Below are 19,264 nucleotides of genomic sequence, written 5' to 3'. Positions count from 1 at the left end.
TACCACTAATTATTAACAGTAAGAGCATTAATTTCAGGTGACAATCTATCCATCAATGATGCCATCTGCGCACGTGTTGATTTCTCCTTTGGTCTAAACGTTCCATCATTAAATCCAGTTAAGTATCCCTTCTGATAAATTGTTTGAATAGATTTGTATGACCAGTCTGTTGGAGAGATATCCGGAAAAGGATTGGTTGACGCTTCAGTATAACTAAATTTAAAAATGTTTTGTAATATTGTCGCTAATTGTTCTCGAGTGAGAGGATCATTTGGACCAAAACGATCGTTACCTAAACCATTGATCATTCCATGCTCACGTGCAATTTCGATTTCTTTTTTTGCCCAGTGGTTTGCTATATCAGTAAACACATATTCTTTTGGAGTATCATCAGCATAACCCAAAGCACGGACAAGAATGGTCGCTCCTTGGGCACGAGTTAATTCAACACCAGGAGAAAACGTTGTAGCAGAAGTTCCCGTCATCCAGCCTTTGGAAGATACTGCGAGTATACTACTCTCACCCCAATGAGTTGAAGGAACATCTGTAAAGAATTTGCCGTTTAACCAGGCTGTATAATAATCCCATGTTTCGGGAGTTTCATGGTACAATGCCCATGACCCAGTGCCTCTTAGATCATATTTTGAAATTAATCGTAGTTTCGCTTTTATTGATTGTTCATTTTCATACCAAATAACATAATTTCCTGGCGTTAATTTAAGCGAACCTACGAATGCTTCATTCCCAGGAGGAATTGTAAAGGTTGCGTATGGTGATTGCTTTGTTTCATTGTATAAGTATTTCCCATTAAAGCGTGAGACTAGGGGAGCAATTCGATGGCTAGACAATCCGTTACCCGTAATAGAAATTCCATCGGTTGTTGGGCCATCTAATTTCCACATTCGTCCATAAAAAGGGAGACCATTAACAATTTTAGTAAGCGGCACATTTGAATTAATCGCATATTGAATACATCGTTCCCAGAAAGGTAAGCTAGCAACAGGTCCGACTGGACTTTCAGCTCCTTGCCAGGATTCATCATAAGCCATAATCATTAAGTAATTTGCATAATTAGCTAACCCTTTGTAGTCATAAAACCCATGCCATCCTGTTTGCCAACCATTTGGATTACCTGCGACAGAAACTGCTACTTCCTTATGTTGAGGAATATATTGACGAAGTAATCGTATAAAATCTGTGTGTTCATCACGGTAACTTCGCTGATATCCAGAATGCGTCCCTGAGACACCTACACCTTCAATGTCAACATTAACTCCGTCTAAGTTATATTTTTCAACGGCTGCGGCAACATCACGAGCTAATTGTTCACGATACAGTAATGCATTTCTACCATTTACTGCATTCCAATGATTAGCTAAAAAAGGAACAACCTTAATGCCTCTGTTGTGCATTTCGTTAATAAAAGCTGTTTGCAGAGTCCAGGTGATTTGAAGAGTTCCCTCTTGAGTGATATCAAAGTAATTTGGTGAAACGACATGTACACTTTCTTTAGTAGAATTTACTTGATTTACATAAGTGTTAGGACTTCCAAAAAAGATATATGACATATTAAATCTCTCCGATTGAGCAGAAGTTCGAACTGACAAAATAACAAACAATATCATAAATGAAATGAGAATTTTACTTTTAATTAACGTATTCATGATCAGTATCCTTTCAGGCAGCTTGTTTGTATTTTCTTAAGGAAATACAGCTTCGAAAGTATAGTTTTGATTTACTAGAAAAATGTTATAGGTAATGTCTCCAAAAGAAAAAGTTTGATCTTTTACATTCACTAGATTGGCATTCGGACCTACACCCATTAGTGAAAAGGTTTCGTCAAAATCTGTCATTTCTGGGTTAGATAATAATAATAGTTGCCACCAACTAGTAATCATCGAGAAATTTTCTTTTACAGAACCACTGGTTCCAATCAACTTAATATTATGGATAAAATTCTTATCGTTTACAAAAACTTGGAGCTCAGTCGTATTATTTAAAGTAGTTCGATAGTAGTTGTTCGTTTCAGTTTGTACCTGTTCAAGTGAATGAACGTAATTTTCGCCAGTGAATGTCTCTGATATAGCATTCCATCTGCTTCGAAATTCTTCAAAGGGGAGAAGGGAACTAATATTGTTATCTACTACTTTTTCTTGTGCATCCTCTTTTTGTGTGGGGTCATTTCCTTCTTTAGCTTGTTCATCCTCTATGTTCGGGCTATCTTCTTCGTTACCATTATCCGGGCTGCTCTCAATGTCATCTAACTCTGATGCTTTTTCGGGTTCGTTATTTTTTAGATTTTGTTCCTGCTGGGGTGTTTCGGGCTGTTCTGGTAGTTGAGGAGCTCCTTCAGGTATATCAACTTTTTCTTGTTCTTGATTTTCTACACTATTATCCATTCCCTTATCGGTTTCAGTAGGTTCGAGAATTCCATCAGTCTGTGTTTGGATTTTATATCTTTGAGAGGGGTTATTTACATTTGTTTGGTTTGCATTATTGTGTCCATTACATGCAACTAAACTAACTAAAATAAGAAGTATTACTGCTGTTCTCGTTAACATATACCATTACCTCCCTCTTGAAAAAATTGAGTTCCAATTTCTTTTATTGTTAGCTAATACAAAAAATTATTACTTTGTAAAATTTTGGACCTTGGTTATTTAATTTCCATTAATGGAAAACCAAAGATTTTATTTGGGTAAAATTAGCATATTTAGAATTTTTCAGGTATGAACTTAGCAATTATTAACATACTAGGAAGGTGAAAATAAAAAGCAAAAGAGCTGATTTAATGGACAAAGTAGACATTTTAGGGATTAAGGTATCCTGTTTAACAAGCAAGGAGACATTTGAACATTTAGTCACTGAAATAAACAATAAGAGAAAACAATTTGTAGTTACGGCAAATCCTGAAATCATTTCCTATGCATATAAAAATAAAAAATATTTAAATGATATTCAAAAGGCAGACATCATAACGGCTGATGGGATTGGTGTGGTAAAAGGAGCAAAATTATTAGGACACAATATCCCAGAGCGGGTAACAGGAATTGATATTTTTTATGATTTATTAAAGGAATCAAATAATAAACGATATTCAATCTACTTGCTGGGTGCAGAAGAATCCATATTAATGAAAACCATAGCGAATATCAAAAAAACATACCCAAATGTCAACATTATTGGCTATCATCATGGCTATTTTGACTGGAATGATGATGAAACCATTGTTAATGAAATAAAAGAGAACAAACCAGATTTGATTTTTGTCGCATTAGGTTACCCGCTACAGGAACAATGGATTGCACGACACTTAGAAGAATTTAATAAAGGTGTTTTTATCGGAGTGGGAGGAAGCTTTGATGTTATAGCTGGAGTAGTTAAAAGAGCACCAAAAATTTGGCAGAAAATGAATTTAGAGTGGTTTTACCGTTTAATGAAAAAACCTACAAGACTAAAACGGGTCATGCGGTTGCCACAATTCTTATTGATTCTATTGGTACAGAGACAAAGGCTAAGACAAAAGGTTTCTCAAAAGGTTGAACACAGATTATGAGCCAGGGATTCATTCGTGGTGCATTCCTGATTACAATGGGTTCGATTATCGCTAAAATAATCGGTAGTTTATTTCGCATTCCTTTACAAAATATTGCGGGAAACCAAGTATTCGGTATCTATACGCTTGTATATCCTGTTTACATGGTGGCATTAACTATCGCTGGAGCAGGCATTCCATTAGCTATTTCAAAACTAATTGCTGAAAATAGAAATAATGGTAATAACAGAGCGATCCAAGAGATTTTTAGAACCTCACGTATATTGGCCATGATACTAGGTGGGGGAAGCTTCATTCTAATCGTTTGTTATTCTCATATGATTGCTGAGCTGCTAGGCGGGCAAATGACCCGACTAGCATTAATTATTGTTTCAACAACCCTTTTAGTTGCCCCGTTTATGGCAGTTTATCGGGGCTTTTTTCAAGGATATGAAAATATGATTCCAACAGCAAGTTCTCAAGTCATTGAACAGTTTGTTCGAGTGGGATTTATCCTAGGTGTTGCTTTTATCTTAGTACACCGAGATTTATCTCCGACAATTATCACAGCTGGGGTTATGGCAGGATCAATAGTTGGAGCAAGTATTTCAACTGCCTATTTATGTGGTGTCTACCATCGATCAAAATTTGTAGAAAAGAAGGAAATTCATTTTTCTTTGAAAGTATTCATCCATTGGTCGAAGAAAATATTAGCGATATCAATCCCTATCTGTATTGGAAGTATGTCTCTTGCTGCTGTATATTTTATCGATTCAATAACGGTTCCCACATTACTTAATAAATTCGGTCATGAGAAGGATGCAATAACAGAACTATATGGATTCTATGGAAGAGGCCAAGCCCTTGTACAAATGGTTGTTGTATTAGCACAATCCCTTGTGTTGTCCATCATTCCAACTATCACATCTGCTCTAGTTAAAGGAAATAAATTGGAAGTACAAAATATTACAGACAAGGCGATTCATTTTACACATCTCATCTCTTGGCCACTCACTGTAGGACTTTGTGTTTTGACGACCCCACTAAACTATTCTTTATTTGGCGATGTCCGAGAGACGGTTTTAGTTTCAACGACCCTCTTCAGTGCACTATTTACTGCATTTTCAGTGCTATCAACTGGCATTCTACAAGGATTAAATCGCTCTATTTTTTCGGCCATTATAATCATGGGGTGTTCATTGCTAAAAGTTGTCTTAAATATCATTTTAATTGAGAAATACTCGCTAATTGGCGTTGCAATTTCAACGATTATTGTGTTTGCGACCATGACTCTCTTAAATTTTATGATGGTATCAAACCTAACAGGTGTTAAAGTATGGAAATTAAAACATTCTGTATTTGCAGGATCTGCATTAGTACAGGGTTTTTTGATTTCTATTCCATATCATTGGGTGAAAATTCTAGAATGGTCTCGGATAGAAGCATTAGCCTATACTGTTTTTATATTTCTAATTGGTTTGGGAATATATGGTGTTTCTATTGTTGTATTTAAAGGTATTTCAATAATGGAGGTAACAAAAATTCCAATTATCGGAAAGTGTTTTCGACCAACCTCATATAAAATTGGAAAAACCCGTTATTTCAAATAGGAGAGATTCAAATTGAAAAAAGTATTTTGGGGATTCATTTTATTCGCAATGCTCCTTTCTATCCCATTTCTTGTTGAAAGGATTAAAATTGAAATTTCAAATAAATCGTATGAGGTTTCGGTTCCCTATTCTGATATTGAAGCTTTACATGATGCTGGGGTACCAACTGATCAAATTTTTAAAAAATTGAGGAATGCAAACGTAGAATCATTAAGCTTTAATCCATTATCTTTATTTGATCTAGAAAATAGAGGATTAATTCAACTAGTGACAAAAGCGCAGATTTTACAACACATAGATAAAGTGGTGCTCCCAAAAGAAAAAGGGATTTGGATTGAATTACTAGACCCCCAACACGTGCTAGTAAATGCAATACCCGAGGCAATTAACAGTAATTATAAAAATATTATTAAGGTCAGGAAATATAAATTTGCAGACAAGGAATTTCTATTTATTCCTTATGGAACGAAATTAACGTTAGCTCAATCCATTTCTTTTGATATGGACGCTATTCATGAAGCGCTTTCATACAAATTTTCAATCGTACCAAGATTGAGTAATGATTTTAATGATGAGGACGAGCAGCATCCTTTGTTCCGTCAAATGCAACAGCTAAAGAATCATTTTAATCATATTATCTTTATTGGAGAAGAAATAGTAGGATTTTCGAACAATAACGATACTCAAAGAATAGAAAAAATGGCAGATCGAATTAATGGATGGAATAAAAATGTAGTATTAATTGAAAACTCAAATCAAAGAGGATTTCAGGAGCTGGTCCCACTAATAGGAAAAAAACTAATTCGTTTACATAGTATGACTCTTGGAAAAGAAATTCCACAGCAAACGAATGATATATATCGAGGGGCCAGGGCTGTTAACGAGAGAAATATCCAATTATTGTACATCAATATATTAAATAAAAATCCATTGGAATTCTACCAAACGCCTTCGGAAGCGCAGGATACCCTTAAGGGAACAATAGATTTTCTAGAAAAATTGGATGAGGAAATAGATAAAATACCAGCAGTAGCAGAGCCTTTTAGCTCATTTACCCAGCCGGTTTGGTTAAAGGTAACAATGTTAATCGTTGCTGCAGCTTTTATTGGACTTACGCTAGGAACGTTTCAAAAAAAATGGCTAGTGCCAAGCTTTCTTTTGACATTATCAGTTAGTGTAATTTTCGCAATGTTTTTGCAAACCTCCATACTAACAAAACTAATTGTTTTAACGGTTGCTGTTTTGGCACCAGTTTATGCTATTCGAACTATGTTAAGTTCCAGTAGAAGAGGGAGCCTTTCTTTTCTGAAAGGACTTGGAATTACTTTGACAGGTGGCTGGATTGTTGTTTTTACATTATATGGTTGGGAGTATTTAGTCCATATTGATAGCTTCCGTGGGGTAAAGATCCTCGCCCTTCTTCCAGTGATTATCGTTTGGATGATGGTAACCGGCATGGGTTGGCTGAATAATAATATTCGTTATCGGGATATAATGATATTCGTTATCCTTATAGGAGTTGGATTGTTCTACATAAGCCGAACTGGAAATGGTGGATTAACAATTCCCTTTGAAATGTCTTTCCGCCAAGCATTAGAAAATATTCTTGGTGTAAGGCCAAGAACAAAAGAGTTTCTACTTGGGATACCATTTTTGATTTTTGGTGTATATTTGGTAAGAACCGGGTACGAATGGGGAAAATATTTCTACATTATCGGGACAATCGCTTTCAGTTCGATCATTGGTACTTTTACTCATTTGCATACACCTCTATTAATTTCACTATATCGGACAGGATTAAGTATTATTTTGGGGATCGGACTTGGAGGACTATTCATAATGTCCTGGAATTTTCTTAATAAATTCTTCATTCCAACGAAGGAGAGATTTTCATCATGGAAATTGTGATATCTGGTTATTATGGTTTTGATAATTTGGGGGATGAGGCTATTCTTTTTTCAATTATCCAAGAATTAAAAAATAACCTTCCCAATACACGTATCACTGTACTTTCAAATAACCCTGATAATACAAAAGAATTATATGGCGTTAATGCTGTGAATCGATGGAATCTATTAGATGTCATGAAGGCAATAAGGCAATCAGATGGATTAATCAGTGGTGGTGGAGGTCTCTTACAAGATAAAACTAGTAGCAAAACGATTAGCTATTATTGTGGGATAATGTGGATTGCGCATTGTTTCGGTAAACCAGTTTTTGTTTATTCACAAGGAATTGGCCCAATCTCTAAATATTTTAATGAAAAAATTGTATTGCTAACCTTAAATAAAGCATCCTTTATCACCGTCAGAGATGAAGTTTCTAAACGTTTACTTCTTCAATTAGGCGTTAAAAAGGATGTAACTGTTGTGGTGGATCCAGTGCTGGGAATAGATTTTGACGATACAAATCATTCCAATTGGCTTAAACAAAGCATTAAGGGAGAGCGTTATATATCTGTATCTGTTCGTAATACCCATTCACAAGATGTGATAAAAAAAATTGCATCAGGGTTGTCACCTCTAGCTGAAAAAGGAAAGAAAATCGTATTTGTTCCAATGTTTGGAAGCGAAGATTATCATTGCTCGCTGGAAGCAAAAGAAAAGATGACCAAAGAAGCACAACAACATACATATATTGCACCATATGATTTGTCTATCGATGAGAAAGCAACCATAATTGGATCATCTGAATTATTAATTGGAATGAGGTTGCATTCATTAATATTAGCCGTTAAAAAAATGACACCATTTATTACTATTTCATATGATCCAAAAATTGATGTTTTTGCAAAAATGTGCGGTCAAAGTATCATAGGTCATGTTGATTCTAGTTCCTGGGATGAGCAATCTCTAATAATGGACATTGAGAGACGACTAGTACAAAAAGTACCGTTGGCTGAATGTACGATTCAATTTGCTCGTAAAGCAAAACAGGTGGCAAAAAAACCTGCGAGCATGGTATTAAAAAGACTACTAATTAATAGAGTTAATATGCGATTGAATGCCTTAGAAAATAAATAAACCTCTGATTTGATATAAAGTCACAGAGGTTTTTTATTATTAATATTATGCCTACAAACCTAATATTTCTCCACAAACACTTTTGCTTTTGCAAGGCGCCATCCTGTTAAAAGAGCTGAAACAAGGCATATTCCAGCGGATGCAATAAATACGACATGCATTCCTTCAATAAACAACTCTGGTCGCTCAGGAATGACTCCTGTAACACGTGTTCCTGCTTTGTGACTCATTACAGCAAACAATGTTGTTGTAGCAACCGTAATCCCAACAACCATTCCAACATTTCGAATTAAAGAATTCACACTACCAGCAATTCCTAAGTGCGGTTTCGGAACTGTGGACATGATTAATGAATTATTAGGTGATTGAAACAGTCCGTTGCCAATCCCTAACATTGCGACCAATACACCAACCAGTGTAATTGAACTGCCTGTATGAAGTGTGGCCAGCCCAAGCTGCGAAATGACCATAACAATTAAACCGACAAACGTTAGTAGTTCTGAACCTATTTTATCTGATAGCGCACCACTTAACGGAGCCACAATCGCCATTGTTGCTGGGAAAAGCATGAGGATGAGACCTGCACTGAACGGCGATAAATGCAATATGTCTTGTGTGTAGAAAGGGCCGATAATGTTAAAGCAGAACGTGGATACAAAAACAAGAAACCCACATAAAATACTGAGCGAAAACAACTTATTTTTAAATAAAGAAAGCTTAAGCATGGGTTCAGGCTTATGAAACTCAACCCAGAAAAAGAGAACAAAACTAACAAATGAAAGTGCTAACGCTGATAGAATCAGGTTGTTTTGATAGCCGACCTCTTGACCAAGCAAAAGTCCTGAAAACAAAGTAATGATAAAAATTGAAAATAATAGGCTACCTGAAATATCAAGCTTTACTTTTAAAAAGCTAATGTCTGATGGAAGTAACTTCCAACCAATTCCAATAGCAATTAGGCCAATCGGAAGGTTGACCCAAAAAATCGATTGCCACCCTAGAATAGATAGCAGTACCCCTCCTAGACTTGGTCCGGCGATACTGCCAAGTGAGACAAATGTACCGATAAAGCCCATCGCCCTCCCGCGTTCATTTGCTGGGAAAATATCCGTAACAATTCCTGGACTATTGGCCATGGTCATCGATGCACCAATCGCTTGGATGATTCGGAATAGGATTAATAACGGTAAATTGGAACCTAATCCACATAAGAGCGATCCGATTAAAAATATCACTGATCCCAGCTTAAAGATTTTTATTTTTCCATACATATCCCCAAGTTTTCCGAAGAAAAGGATAAAGGTACAAATGGCAATTAAATAGGCCGTAACGACCCATTGGATTTGGGATACTGGCAGATTTAATTTCTTCGCAATAACTGGTAACGCAATGTTCACGATGCTGGCATCTAGTGTCGACATAAACACGAATAAATTTAAGATGATTAAAATCGTCCAACGTTTGCTTTGGACATAAACGTCATCTTGGTATGTTTTTATTTTCTTAGTTGGATTCATTCGTAAAACCTCATTTCACATAGGTAGTTGCGTCCGCAACTAATTTTTGATAGTCTAAGTCTAACGGAAAATAGTTGCGCATGCAACTAAATGCACGTTACAAATTTTTTAACAACCGTAAATGAGGTTTAAACCATGTATAAACAACCAATAGGGAAACTTATTTCGATGATTTACCGCAAAAACCAAAAGTTTTTAACAAAAGAACTAAAGCCCTATAATATTGGTGGGGGAGGGCAGCATAGCTTTCTAATAGAAATACTTTTGCACCCTGGAATTAATCAAGATCAACTTACTCATCACTTGAGATTTGATAAGGCAACAACCGCAAGGACCGTCAAGCAACTTGAATTAGCTGGTTACATCGAACGAAAAGTTGATGAGAATGATCGTCGCTCCTATCGATTATACCCAACTCAAACAGGGGTAGATTTCCTACCTATACTTCAGCACATCCTTGAAGAAGCAAATCATCGTTTAACCAAAGAGCTTACCGAGGTTGAAGGGCTACAATTAGTTGACCTGTTGAAAAAGTTAGTTGACGAGTAGCCGATATAAGGAAGGAGTGTACGAGTTATGTTTCTACAGGATTTAATTTTTTAAACAAAATATAAAAAACAAAAATTCAGAAAATAATTCTGTGGCGCTATTGACAAAAAACATGTTCGTGAACTATAATTATCTCAACTTAGAGATATTTTAATTAAAGATAAATGTCAGGAGGGATTGTAAAAAACTGTATCGACAGTAGATGTTTCCGTTCTGATAACAATAAGTGAGGTATATTTTTTTGATAAATACCTAAAAATCGAGATATTTAACTTAAAGATAAAACGCATAGTTCACCAAGAATTGCAAAAAGGTAAAACAGGTGGTGTAAGAATAATGGGTATATTTTCAAAACTTTTCTCAAATTCGACTATAAAGGAGAACGAAAATATGACAAACGAAACGTTAAAAATTGGAATTATTTTGGGCAGTACAAGACAAGGACGTGTAAGTCCTCAGGTTGGTGAATGGGTAAAAGGAATTGCTGATAAACGTAGTGATGCACAATATGAAATCGTTGATATCGCTGAATATAAATTGCCGTTTCTTGGAGAAGGTACGGGCGAGGAGCCAGGAATCGCTGCTTGGAATGAAAAGCTTGCAAGTTTAGATGGCTTCGTTTTTATCGTACAAGAATACAATCATAGTATTACTGCAGCACTTAAAAATGCGATTGATTTTGCCCGTGAAGCTTGGAATAATAAAGCGGCTGGAATTGTGAGCTATGGTTCAACTGGAGGTGCCCGTGCAGCTGAGCATTTACGTGGAATTTGCGGTGAATTGAAAATTGCTGATGTTCGGACACATCCAACATTGTCATTGTTTACAGATTTTGAAAACGGGTCTGTGTTCAAACCAGCAGAGCTCCATCTAACAAATGTTAATGCTATGCTCGATGAAGTCAATGAGTGGAGCAGTGCATTAAAAACGATAAGACAATAATATTAAATTTAGTAGAAATAAAAGTAAAAGTAAAAGCCAGGGAATAGTCAAATTCTCTGGCTTTTGTGTTTCTTGTAATTCCAAGATTTGTAAGAAAAAATTTTTTAAACATTAATTGAAAATGATTATCATTTTCAATATAATAAAAATGCACATACATATTTTCTTAAAGGGAGCGGAAAAAATGGCAAAGGTAATTCTCGTTTTTGCAAGTATGACAGGAAACACAGAGGAAATCGCTGAATTGGTAGGTAAAGGTGTGAGTGATGCAGGTATGGAATTAGTTGTTCGCGAATTGCCTGCAGGAGAACCAAAGGAACTAGAAGATTATGATGGGATTATCCTTGGTTCCTATACATATGGCGATGGAGAGCTTGCAGATGAATTTTTAGATTTTTTCGATGAGATGAATGAATTAAATCTAAGCGGGAAGCTTGGAGCAGTCTTCGGTTCTGGTGATAGGGCTTATGATCAATTTTGTGTAGCGGTTGATATTCTTTCAGATAAGTTAGTAGAACAAGGGGCCGAACTTCCTCTGGAAGGATTGAAAATAGAATTGGCACCTGAGGATGAGGAAGTGTGTATTGCCTTTGGTCGTAGCTTTGCTGAAAAAGTTAAATCTGTTCATGCTTAATTAAAAGAATGATTAAACTTGTCTATCCATAAAATGGTCTTGATAGGGGTTATAAAAAGACATAATGCTGATTTCTAATAAACCTTTACTGCGTAATCTTAATGATGAATTACTTGTAGCTGAACAGGATTTACATGCTCCGCTCAGATGTCCTAGATTGTGTTCGAGATTTGGGTTCAGGAATCTTAAAAAAGAAAAAACACATAATAGGTTAGTGTGATGGAGAGGAGATGGAGGATGGGAACTTTCTTAAGTGCAACTGCGGTAACAAAAGTTGAAAATGGCGGCTACCTCATTGCAACGGATCAAGAAGGTATCTTTGTAAAGAATGATGGAGATTGGCGGAAGGCGTTACATCTTCCTAATACTAGAATACTTGATTTGAAAAGTGCTGGTCAATTTGTATATGGAGTTGGTGATTCAGGTCTAATGATAAGCAGTAAGAATGGTGGCCGGAGCTGGTCAATCAAGCGTTTCCACACAGCTAGTTCAATGTGGAGTGTTTGCTGCAATGAACAAGGACTTGTCGTTACCCATTCGGATAAGGCTCTGTATCTTTCACGTGATTTTGGAGAGACGTGGAAGATAATTGATCCGTTTCGATTTTGTAAAAAACCACCATCTCCACGATCTTTATGTTTACATCGTGATGAGCTTTTTATCGGTACAAAAATTCATCCCCAAAACGGTGGTATTTGGCGTCTGCATTTAAAAACAGGTGAAATGCGGAGAATAAAAAAAGAGTCAAATAGTATGATCGCTTCACTGAAGGTAAATGAAGGATTTCTTCTCGCTGCTTGTGGCTCTTGTCGTGGGAAAGAGGCTAAAATTGTCTTTTGTGAACTGCTACAGCTTAACAAACCTGAAATGCCCGATTGGGAGACTTGTATCAGTGATAGTGGTGTTGCATGTTATTTGGATTTAACCTTTAGTGACGATGTCCTGTATACGACATCAAGCAAAAATAAAAATGGGGTCGGGATGATTTCCCGAATTTTCCTCAAAGAAAAAAAGATTGTCCCATTTGGCGAAGTTAAAGGTCATGGCTGGCGAATCGTCAACCAAGAGGAAGATTACGTAGTTGCGGGTCTTTATGAATCTTATCATTATAAAAAAGTAGTTCAGTAGGAAGCAAGAGTGAGCTCTTGCTTCTTTTCTATTCTGTGAAAAGAATAATAAAAAAATTAAAACCTATAAAATATAGTTGACAGGTAGGAATTATTGGTATTAAAATAACAAGTAAATATTCGAAAATTTTGTATTTAAATTTTAGAGCACTGATCGGTCAACCGAAGGTCTTTCTTTTATTTATTTGAAATCGATGAAAAATGTAATGTCTTGGGAGGATTTTTTATGAAAAAGTTAATCGTTTTTGCATTTATTGGCTTTTTAGCTCAGTTGATTGATGGTGCTCTTGGTATGGCATATGGTGTAACTTCTTCTTCTTTATTATTAGCGTTTAGCATCGCGCCAGCCGTTGCATCGGCTTCTGTCCACTTATCAGAGGTTGTGACAACAGCCGCATCCGGTGTGTCACATATTAAGTTTGGAAATGTAGATAAAAATATGGTGTTTAAACTGATTATTCCAGGCTCAATTGGTGCTTTTTTAGGGGCAACTTTCTTAAGCAATATTCCTGGGGATTTGGCAAAACCTTATGTATCTATTTTTCTATTATTGCTTGGAGCCTATGTCCTATTTCGTTTTCTTTTCAATTTTAAACCATCAGTAGCAAATGAAAATGCAACTCTTTCAAAAAAAGAATCCATTCCGCTTGGGTTTATTGCTGGATTTATGGATGCAACCGGTGGTGGTGGCTGGGGTCCTATCGCTACGCCTGTCCTTTTGTCTAAAAAGGAATGGAAGCTAGAAAAGTTGTAGGAACAGTTGATACAAGTGAATTTGCGATTGCGGTATCGGCATCGCTGGGGTTCTTTATTTCACTAGGCTGGTCTGATGTAAATTGGTTCTGGGTGAGTGCACTCATCATTGGTGGAGTAATCGCCGCTCCAATTGCAGCTTGGTTAGTTCAAAAGGTTCATCCTCAATTAATGGGTGTCCTAGTTGGTGGTTTTATTATCTTTGTTAATGGAAGAACCTTATTTACGAATTGGATTGAAAATACGGAACTATACCCATATTTGTATGGAATTATCCTTGTTGGCTGGTTAGCAGCTATCTTAGTGACGGTGAGTAAAATTACAAGTAAGACTTCATCTACAAAACTGGTTCTACGAAAAAGTACAAGAAATGTAGTTGAATAATGAGCGGAACATGAAACACTATTCTTTCTGTAATGGGAAGAATAGTGTTTTTTTGTTTTCTTTTTTAAACACAATTAAAACAAGTCAATAGGATATATTTCTTCAAATATATTGAAACTTGTATTCATTTTTTTGAATTTTACAAACATACACCCTGTACCTATAATGAAAAATAACATTAATCTTACCTGTTTACTTGTGATTGGTTATCACAAGTGATGCTGGATTAAAAAAACATCGTAGGAGAGGGGTTTAGGTATGACAATAAATACTACGCTCGGAAAGACTGTTTTCGAAATAGCAGAACAGCTAGCGCAGACATTTAAGGACAATGCAGCGCGAAGAGATCAATTAGGTGGCACTCCAAAGGCAGAGCGCGATCTAATTAGGGAAAGTGGATTATTGAAACTTTTGATCCCGAAGGAATTCGGGGGTTGGGGAGGAACATGGACGGATGTTGTTCAAATCGTTAGGATTTTTTCTAAATATGATAGTTCATTAGCCCATGTTTATGGATACCATTTTGTAAACTTAATAACCGCACATTTATGGGGGAATCAAAAACAACAAGAATATTATTACCTGGAGACAGTAAACCACAATTTATTCTGGGGTAATGCTTTTAACATTGTTGACCTTAAACTTCGTGCACACCAAGAAAATGGTCAGTATGTCTTAAATGGGATGAAAACATTTTGCACTGGTAGTGTCGATTCAGACTATTTGATTGTTTCAGCAGCTTTAGAAAAACAAGAGGATTTATTTATTGCGGTAGTTCCTACAAAACGCGATGGCGTTACGTTAAACAAGGATTGGGATCATTTCGGGCAAAGGCAAACAGATAGCGGAACTGTTTCGTTTACGAATGTAATCGTTAAGGAAGATGAAATCTTACGCGATGGATTTAAAGCAAGCGAGTTTGCGAAGTTACGTATAAATATTGCGCACTTCATTTTAAACCATTTGTTTCTTGGGATTATGGAGGGAGCCTTTGATGAGGCAAGGAACTATTCATTAACTAAAGCACGTCCGCGTTCACCTCAAGTGAATTCAGTAATAGATGATCCGATTTTTCAACGACATTACGGTGAGTTTTATGTGCAAATAGAAGCAGCAAGGCTCTTAGTGGAAAGAACAGATGTCCTCTTCCAACGATTGTGGGATAAAGGAGAAGCGATAACCGAAGAGGAAAGAGCAGAATTGAATCAAGCTGTTTATACCGCTAAAGTCTTTACGACAAAAGCAGGACTTGATATAACCTCTCGCATTTTTGAGGTGCTAGGAAGCCGTTCTACAGCTACACATTATGGATTTGATCGACACTGGCGCAATCTACGGACTATGACTCTGCATGTTCCGGTCGATTCAATTATCCAAGATTTAGGAAATAAGGTTTTGCTAGAAAAATTAACATGATGCAAGAAAGGAGAAGCAATGAGCAGCTTAATTGAGATCAAGCAGACAATCGATTACTCGGAAATGAAAAAGAAAAAAATTGAAGCAAAATCCATCAGCTTTGGATATCAAAGTGGTGAAATATTAAAAAATGTGGATCTGGATGTGCAGGAAGGAGAATTTCTTGTCTTAATGGGACCGAGCGGTTGTGGGAAAAGTACATTTTTACGACTAATGGCCGGACTTGAGCAGCCAAAGAAAGGAGAAATCATCATTGATGGGGTTCCTTCAACAGAGACAACACCAGATTGCGGCGTGGTCTTTCAGGATTACTCTCTATTTCCTTGGTTATCTGCCGAAGAAAACATTGTCCTAGCATTGAAACAAAAGCTAAAGAAACCAAAGAAAGAACTTCAACAAATTGCTGAAGAATATTTAGGACTTGTTCAATTAGGTCACGCTGTCAAAAAATACCCGGGTCAAATGTCAGGAGGAATGAAACAGCGTGCAGCAATAGCAAGGGCCTTAGCGTTTGGGTCAGATTTAATGCTAATGGATGAACCCTTTGGTGCATTGGATCCCTTAACTCGCATTCATTTACAAGATTTATTATTACAAATCAGTCATGACCAAAGAAGAACAATTGTATTTGTTACTCATGATGCGGATGAAGCCATTTATTTAGCGGATCGAATCGTCATGTTCTCCCTAGGTTCTGAGGGTGTCACGACAACAAGTGTCGATGTTCCCTTTAAAAAACCAAGAAATCGAAAAAAATTGTTTAGTAGTAATGAATTTATGAAGTTTCGAGAACACATCCTGACCATTATGAATCAAGGCTTGCTGGATAAATTAGAAGAAAAATACGTGGTTGGTTCGGATGGAGAAGGAATCTAAAAATCTATTTGTACACATTGGAGGAAAGAACGTTGAAGAAATCATTAAAAATTAAGCTGAGGTCTGCCTTCGTGGCACTAACTGCAGGATTTGTATTAGCAGGTTGTGGAACTAGTAAAGGTACAGAAAAAGCATCAACAAGTGAAGTAAAAGAAAATAAACAGTATGAGTTGAAAGTCGGATATGGTCAAGGTAGTGGAGCCACTTTATTTGATGTAGCCGAGCTAGAAGGATTTTTTGAAGATGAGAATTTAAAGGTGGAAGGGGTAGGCTTCGCTTCATCTGCGGATGGGTTAAATGCCTTGCAGGCTGGAAAAATTGATTTGGGGATGACGTTTGGAACCGCAGCACCACTTACGTTTATTTCAAAGGGCTCTGATTTTTCGATTATTGGCGGACATTTAGAAGGTGGTCACCCGATTTTAGTTCAAAAGAAAGATAAAGATAAATATAAAACATTAGATGATTACAAAGGGAAAAAAGTTGGGACAATCCGCATGTTTACCTCTGATATTGTATTCCGTTCGGCTCTTTCTGAGGCAGGAATTGACTGGAAGAAGGACTTGGAAATTATCGAATTTAAAACGCCTGGTGATTTACTTCAAGCGATTTCAAGTGGAAAGGTAGATGTGGCTGTTTCAGCTGGCTCAACCTACTTACAAGCAAAAGAACAAAACTTAGCTGTTGTAAACTGGAGTAATGATTTAAATCCAACCCACGTATGCTGCCGCGTTGTAACTAGAAAGGACTTATTATCAGAAGATAACGGGGAAGCCTATAAACGCTTCTTAAAAGCCCTCATTCGCGCGGAACGGGTAAGAAATGAACACCCAGACGAAGCAGTTGAAGCAGCAAAAACTCACTTAAAATTGGATGATAAAACAGTGGATTCAATCGTCAACGAAGAGCATGCCCACTATTCACCGGACCCTAATAGCAAAGAAGTAAAGAAAATGTGGGAGCAAATGAAAGAGATTGGTTACATTGAAAACGGTGAAGGGATCGATATCAATAACAATATTAATCTCGATCTTTATGAAAGAGCGCTAGATGAATTAATTAAAGAGTATCCAAAGGATAAGAAATATTATCAGGAACAACTAGACCGATTTAATAAACAAAATCTGTAGGGAGTGATACTTGCTCGTGAAAAAAATTCTCAAACACTATACTAGTACAATCCTAATCGGTGTTGTAGTGCTCCTAGCATGGGATCTACTTACTCGATATGGGGGATTAAACCCAGTTATTTTTCCTGAATTAACGAAGGTATTGAGTGTTTTTACTGATAATGCGAAGGAATTATTAGTTGGCCTGAGCAGCTCTTTAAAGCTGCTCGTTCCAGCCTATATTGGGTCAATACTTTTAGGCATTGGTGGTGGATTGTTTCTCGGACTTCAAAGCCGCATACGTGCCATATTTATGCCGTACGTCCATTTATTAAGTCCGCTTCCGCCAACATTATTTGTACCGTATGCAATTGCTGTTCTACCAACCTTTGAATCTGCGTCTATTTTTTTGATCTTTATCGGAACTTTTTGGCCAATTTTTCAAGGAACACTACAAGGTGTTCTGATTATCGATAAACATTATTTAGATAATGCGAAAACACTAAATTTAAAGGGATTTGACTATTTATTTAAAGTCATTATTCCTGCTGCATCGCCTTATATACTTGGCGGAGCAGGCTCAGCGTTAACGCTATCCTTTTTGATTTTAACGATGGCAGAAATGTTTGGAGCTGAATCTGGAATGGGTTATTTTATCCAATATTACACAGATTTTGCACAATATGATTACGTCATTGCCGGGATGATTTTTAATAGTGCAGTTATTTTAATCGCTCTCTTACTCTTTGAAAAATTAAAGAAACGACTACTCTTCTGGACAAATTTAAAGGCGGATTCAGATTGAGAAGCGGGAGAATGAAATATTGTATTCTAATTATGTTAAGTTTAATCATCTTCACGGTGACTGGATGCACTGGGAAAGATGAAGCCAGTCACAATATTACAGATGGACTTGAAGTGACGGTTACGAGTAGTCCTTCCAATGCAAAATTATTAGAACCAGTTAAGGTGCTGGCAACAATAAAGAGTGGTGGAGTTAAAGTTGGTGATGAAGCTCAAGTTGAGTTTGAACTGATAAAAAAGGATGGAGCGCCAATTGGTACTGTCAAACCAGAAAGAATTGGTGAGGGTAAGTATCAAATAGAAACAATTTTTGATGAAGCGGGAGTCTATCAGATTGTCTCCCACGTCACATTAGGAGTGGAACATGCGATGCCCATTCATGAAATATCAGTTTCTCCGTAAGAAGGGAGGAAGACAATTCCTTGCAGTTAAAAAAGAAATGGTATCGAACGACTCAAATGGCCCTCCTGTCGATGCTGGTATTGGTGACGATGTTTGTTTTTTATGCGGAGTTTTTTCGAGAAAAAGAGGTCGATGCGGCTAAGGTTGGTCGTGTATCACCCGGGTTCACGTTGAAGGATGGCAATGGAGTGGAGCATTCATTGTCTGATTATCGGGGCAAAGGAGTAATCATAAACTTTTGGGCAACATATTGTCCTCCTTGCGAAGAAGAAATGCCGTACCTTGAGAGAGCATACAAGCAATATAAAAATCAAGGAATCGAAATCTTAGGTATCAACGCAGATGAACCGACAAGGTTGGTCAATCAATTTGCCTCTGCAAAAAATCTTTCATTTCCGATATTACTAGACCGTAACGGCGTCGTAGTCGAGAAATATCAAGTTCAAAACTTACCTATTACATTTGTTGTCGATGGTAATGGTGAAATTGTAAAAATCGTTTACGGTGAATTATCTGAAGAAAAAATTGCTGAATTTGTTGAATTAATCAAATCAAAATAATTCTTGGTTAAAAAATGGGAGGG

17 protein-coding genes and 1 pseudogene are annotated in these 19,264 nt (G+C 36.7%); 15 read left to right on the top strand and 3 right to left on the bottom strand.

Annotated features, from left to right (window positions below):
- Window positions 1–5 precede the first annotated feature (5 nt).
- Both RGF10_RS15300 and RGF10_RS15295 read right to left on the bottom strand, forming a co-directional pair.
- The gene (locus RGF10_RS15300) at window positions 6–1,568 is read right to left on the bottom strand and encodes an S-layer homology domain-containing protein (RefSeq protein ID WP_318503439.1); all 1,563 of its coding nucleotides are present in this window, start codon (window positions 1,566–1,568) and stop codon (window positions 6–8) included.
- A 132-nt stretch (window positions 1,569–1,700) separates the two neighbouring features.
- Window positions 1,701–2,561 carry a hypothetical protein gene (locus RGF10_RS15295; protein ID WP_318503437.1) on the bottom strand — a complete coding sequence of 287 codons (861 nt, stop codon included), beginning with the start codon at window positions 2,559–2,561 and terminating at the stop codon, window positions 1,701–1,703.
- A gap of 230 nt (window positions 2,562–2,791) precedes the next feature.
- Between RGF10_RS15295 and RGF10_RS15290 the strand changes: the two genes are divergently transcribed.
- From RGF10_RS15290 to csaB, 4 genes are read left to right on the top strand one after another with little or no spacing between them, the layout of a single operon-like run.
- A complete protein-coding gene (locus RGF10_RS15290) occupies window positions 2,792–3,556 on the top strand; it encodes a WecB/TagA/CpsF family glycosyltransferase (protein WP_318503435.1) in 765 nt (254 codons plus the stop codon).
- Window positions 3,553–5,145, top strand: a complete 1,593-nt coding sequence (locus RGF10_RS15285) for a putative polysaccharide biosynthesis protein (protein WP_318503433.1) — start codon at window positions 3,553–3,555, stop codon at window positions 5,143–5,145. Before RGF10_RS15290 ends, RGF10_RS15285 begins: the two co-directional genes overlap by 4 nt.
- A 12-nt stretch (window positions 5,146–5,157) precedes the next feature.
- Complete coding sequence (locus RGF10_RS15280) at window positions 5,158–7,053, top strand: DUF5693 family protein (RefSeq protein WP_318503431.1); 1,896 nt, start codon at window positions 5,158–5,160, stop codon at window positions 7,051–7,053.
- Window positions 7,041–8,168 carry a polysaccharide pyruvyl transferase CsaB gene (gene csaB / locus RGF10_RS15275; RefSeq protein WP_318503429.1) on the top strand — a complete coding sequence of 376 codons (1,128 nt, stop codon included), beginning with the start codon at window positions 7,041–7,043 and terminating at the stop codon, window positions 8,166–8,168. Before RGF10_RS15280 ends, csaB begins: the two co-directional genes overlap by 13 nt.
- A gap of 59 nt (window positions 8,169–8,227) precedes the next feature.
- Here the strand turns inward: csaB and RGF10_RS15270 are convergent, their stop codons facing one another.
- Window positions 8,228–9,685 (bottom strand): MFS transporter, encoded by a 1,458-nt coding sequence (locus tag RGF10_RS15270; protein ID WP_318503427.1) that lies wholly within the window; start codon window positions 9,683–9,685, stop codon window positions 8,228–8,230.
- A 135-nt stretch (window positions 9,686–9,820) separates the two neighbouring features.
- On the opposite strand from RGF10_RS15270, the gene RGF10_RS15265 reads away from it, so the two are divergent.
- From RGF10_RS15265 to resA, 11 genes and pseudogenes are all read left to right on the top strand, one after another.
- Window positions 9,821–10,234, top strand: a complete 414-nt coding sequence (locus tag RGF10_RS15265; RefSeq protein WP_318503425.1) for a MarR family winged helix-turn-helix transcriptional regulator — start codon at window positions 9,821–9,823, stop codon at window positions 10,232–10,234.
- A gap of 336 nt (window positions 10,235–10,570) precedes the next feature.
- The gene (locus RGF10_RS15260; protein ID WP_318503424.1) at window positions 10,571–11,176 is read left to right on the top strand and encodes an NADPH-dependent FMN reductase; all 606 of its coding nucleotides are present in this window, start codon (window positions 10,571–10,573) and stop codon (window positions 11,174–11,176) included.
- Between the two features lie 184 nt (window positions 11,177–11,360).
- On the top strand, window positions 11,361–11,810 hold the full coding sequence (locus RGF10_RS15255) for a flavodoxin (protein ID WP_318503422.1): 450 nt from the start codon (window positions 11,361–11,363) through the stop codon (window positions 11,808–11,810).
- Window positions 11,811–12,047: 237 nt separating this feature from the next.
- Complete coding sequence (locus RGF10_RS15250) at window positions 12,048–12,938, top strand: WD40/YVTN/BNR-like repeat-containing protein (protein WP_318503420.1); 891 nt, start codon at window positions 12,048–12,050, stop codon at window positions 12,936–12,938.
- A 225-nt stretch (window positions 12,939–13,163) separates the two neighbouring features.
- Window positions 13,164–14,074: pseudogene (locus RGF10_RS15245) on the top strand (sulfite exporter TauE/SafE family protein).
- A 258-nt stretch (window positions 14,075–14,332) separates the two neighbouring features.
- Window positions 14,333–15,490: an acyl-CoA dehydrogenase family protein gene (locus RGF10_RS15240; protein WP_318503418.1), complete on the top strand. Its 1,158-nt coding sequence runs from the start codon at window positions 14,333–14,335 to the stop codon at window positions 15,488–15,490.
- Window positions 15,491–15,508: 18 nt separating this feature from the next.
- Window positions 15,509–16,366: an ABC transporter ATP-binding protein gene (locus RGF10_RS15235; protein WP_318503416.1), complete on the top strand. Its 858-nt coding sequence runs from the start codon at window positions 15,509–15,511 to the stop codon at window positions 16,364–16,366.
- A 32-nt stretch (window positions 16,367–16,398) separates the two neighbouring features.
- Window positions 16,399–17,496, top strand: a complete 1,098-nt coding sequence (locus RGF10_RS15230) for an ABC transporter substrate-binding protein (protein WP_318503414.1) — start codon at window positions 16,399–16,401, stop codon at window positions 17,494–17,496.
- A 16-nt stretch (window positions 17,497–17,512) separates the two neighbouring features.
- Window positions 17,513–18,280, top strand: a complete 768-nt coding sequence (locus tag RGF10_RS15225; RefSeq protein ID WP_318503412.1) for an ABC transporter permease — start codon at window positions 17,513–17,515, stop codon at window positions 18,278–18,280.
- Window positions 18,277–18,681: a FixH family protein gene (locus RGF10_RS15220; protein ID WP_318503410.1), complete on the top strand. Its 405-nt coding sequence runs from the start codon at window positions 18,277–18,279 to the stop codon at window positions 18,679–18,681. The genes RGF10_RS15225 and RGF10_RS15220 overlap by 4 nt, the downstream gene beginning before the upstream one ends.
- A gap of 20 nt (window positions 18,682–18,701) precedes the next feature.
- Window positions 18,702–19,241 (top strand): thiol-disulfide oxidoreductase ResA, encoded by a 540-nt coding sequence (gene resA / locus RGF10_RS15215; RefSeq protein ID WP_318503409.1) that lies wholly within the window; start codon window positions 18,702–18,704, stop codon window positions 19,239–19,241.
- Window positions 19,242–19,264: the final 23 nt, after the last annotated feature.

Source organism: Bacillus sp. T3 (assembly GCF_033449965.1).
Classification (GTDB): domain Bacteria; phylum Bacillota; class Bacilli; order Bacillales; family Cytobacillaceae; genus Bacillus_BU.
Note: the sequence above shows the minus strand (reverse complement) of the source record. Positions and strands in the feature narration are given on the sequence as shown.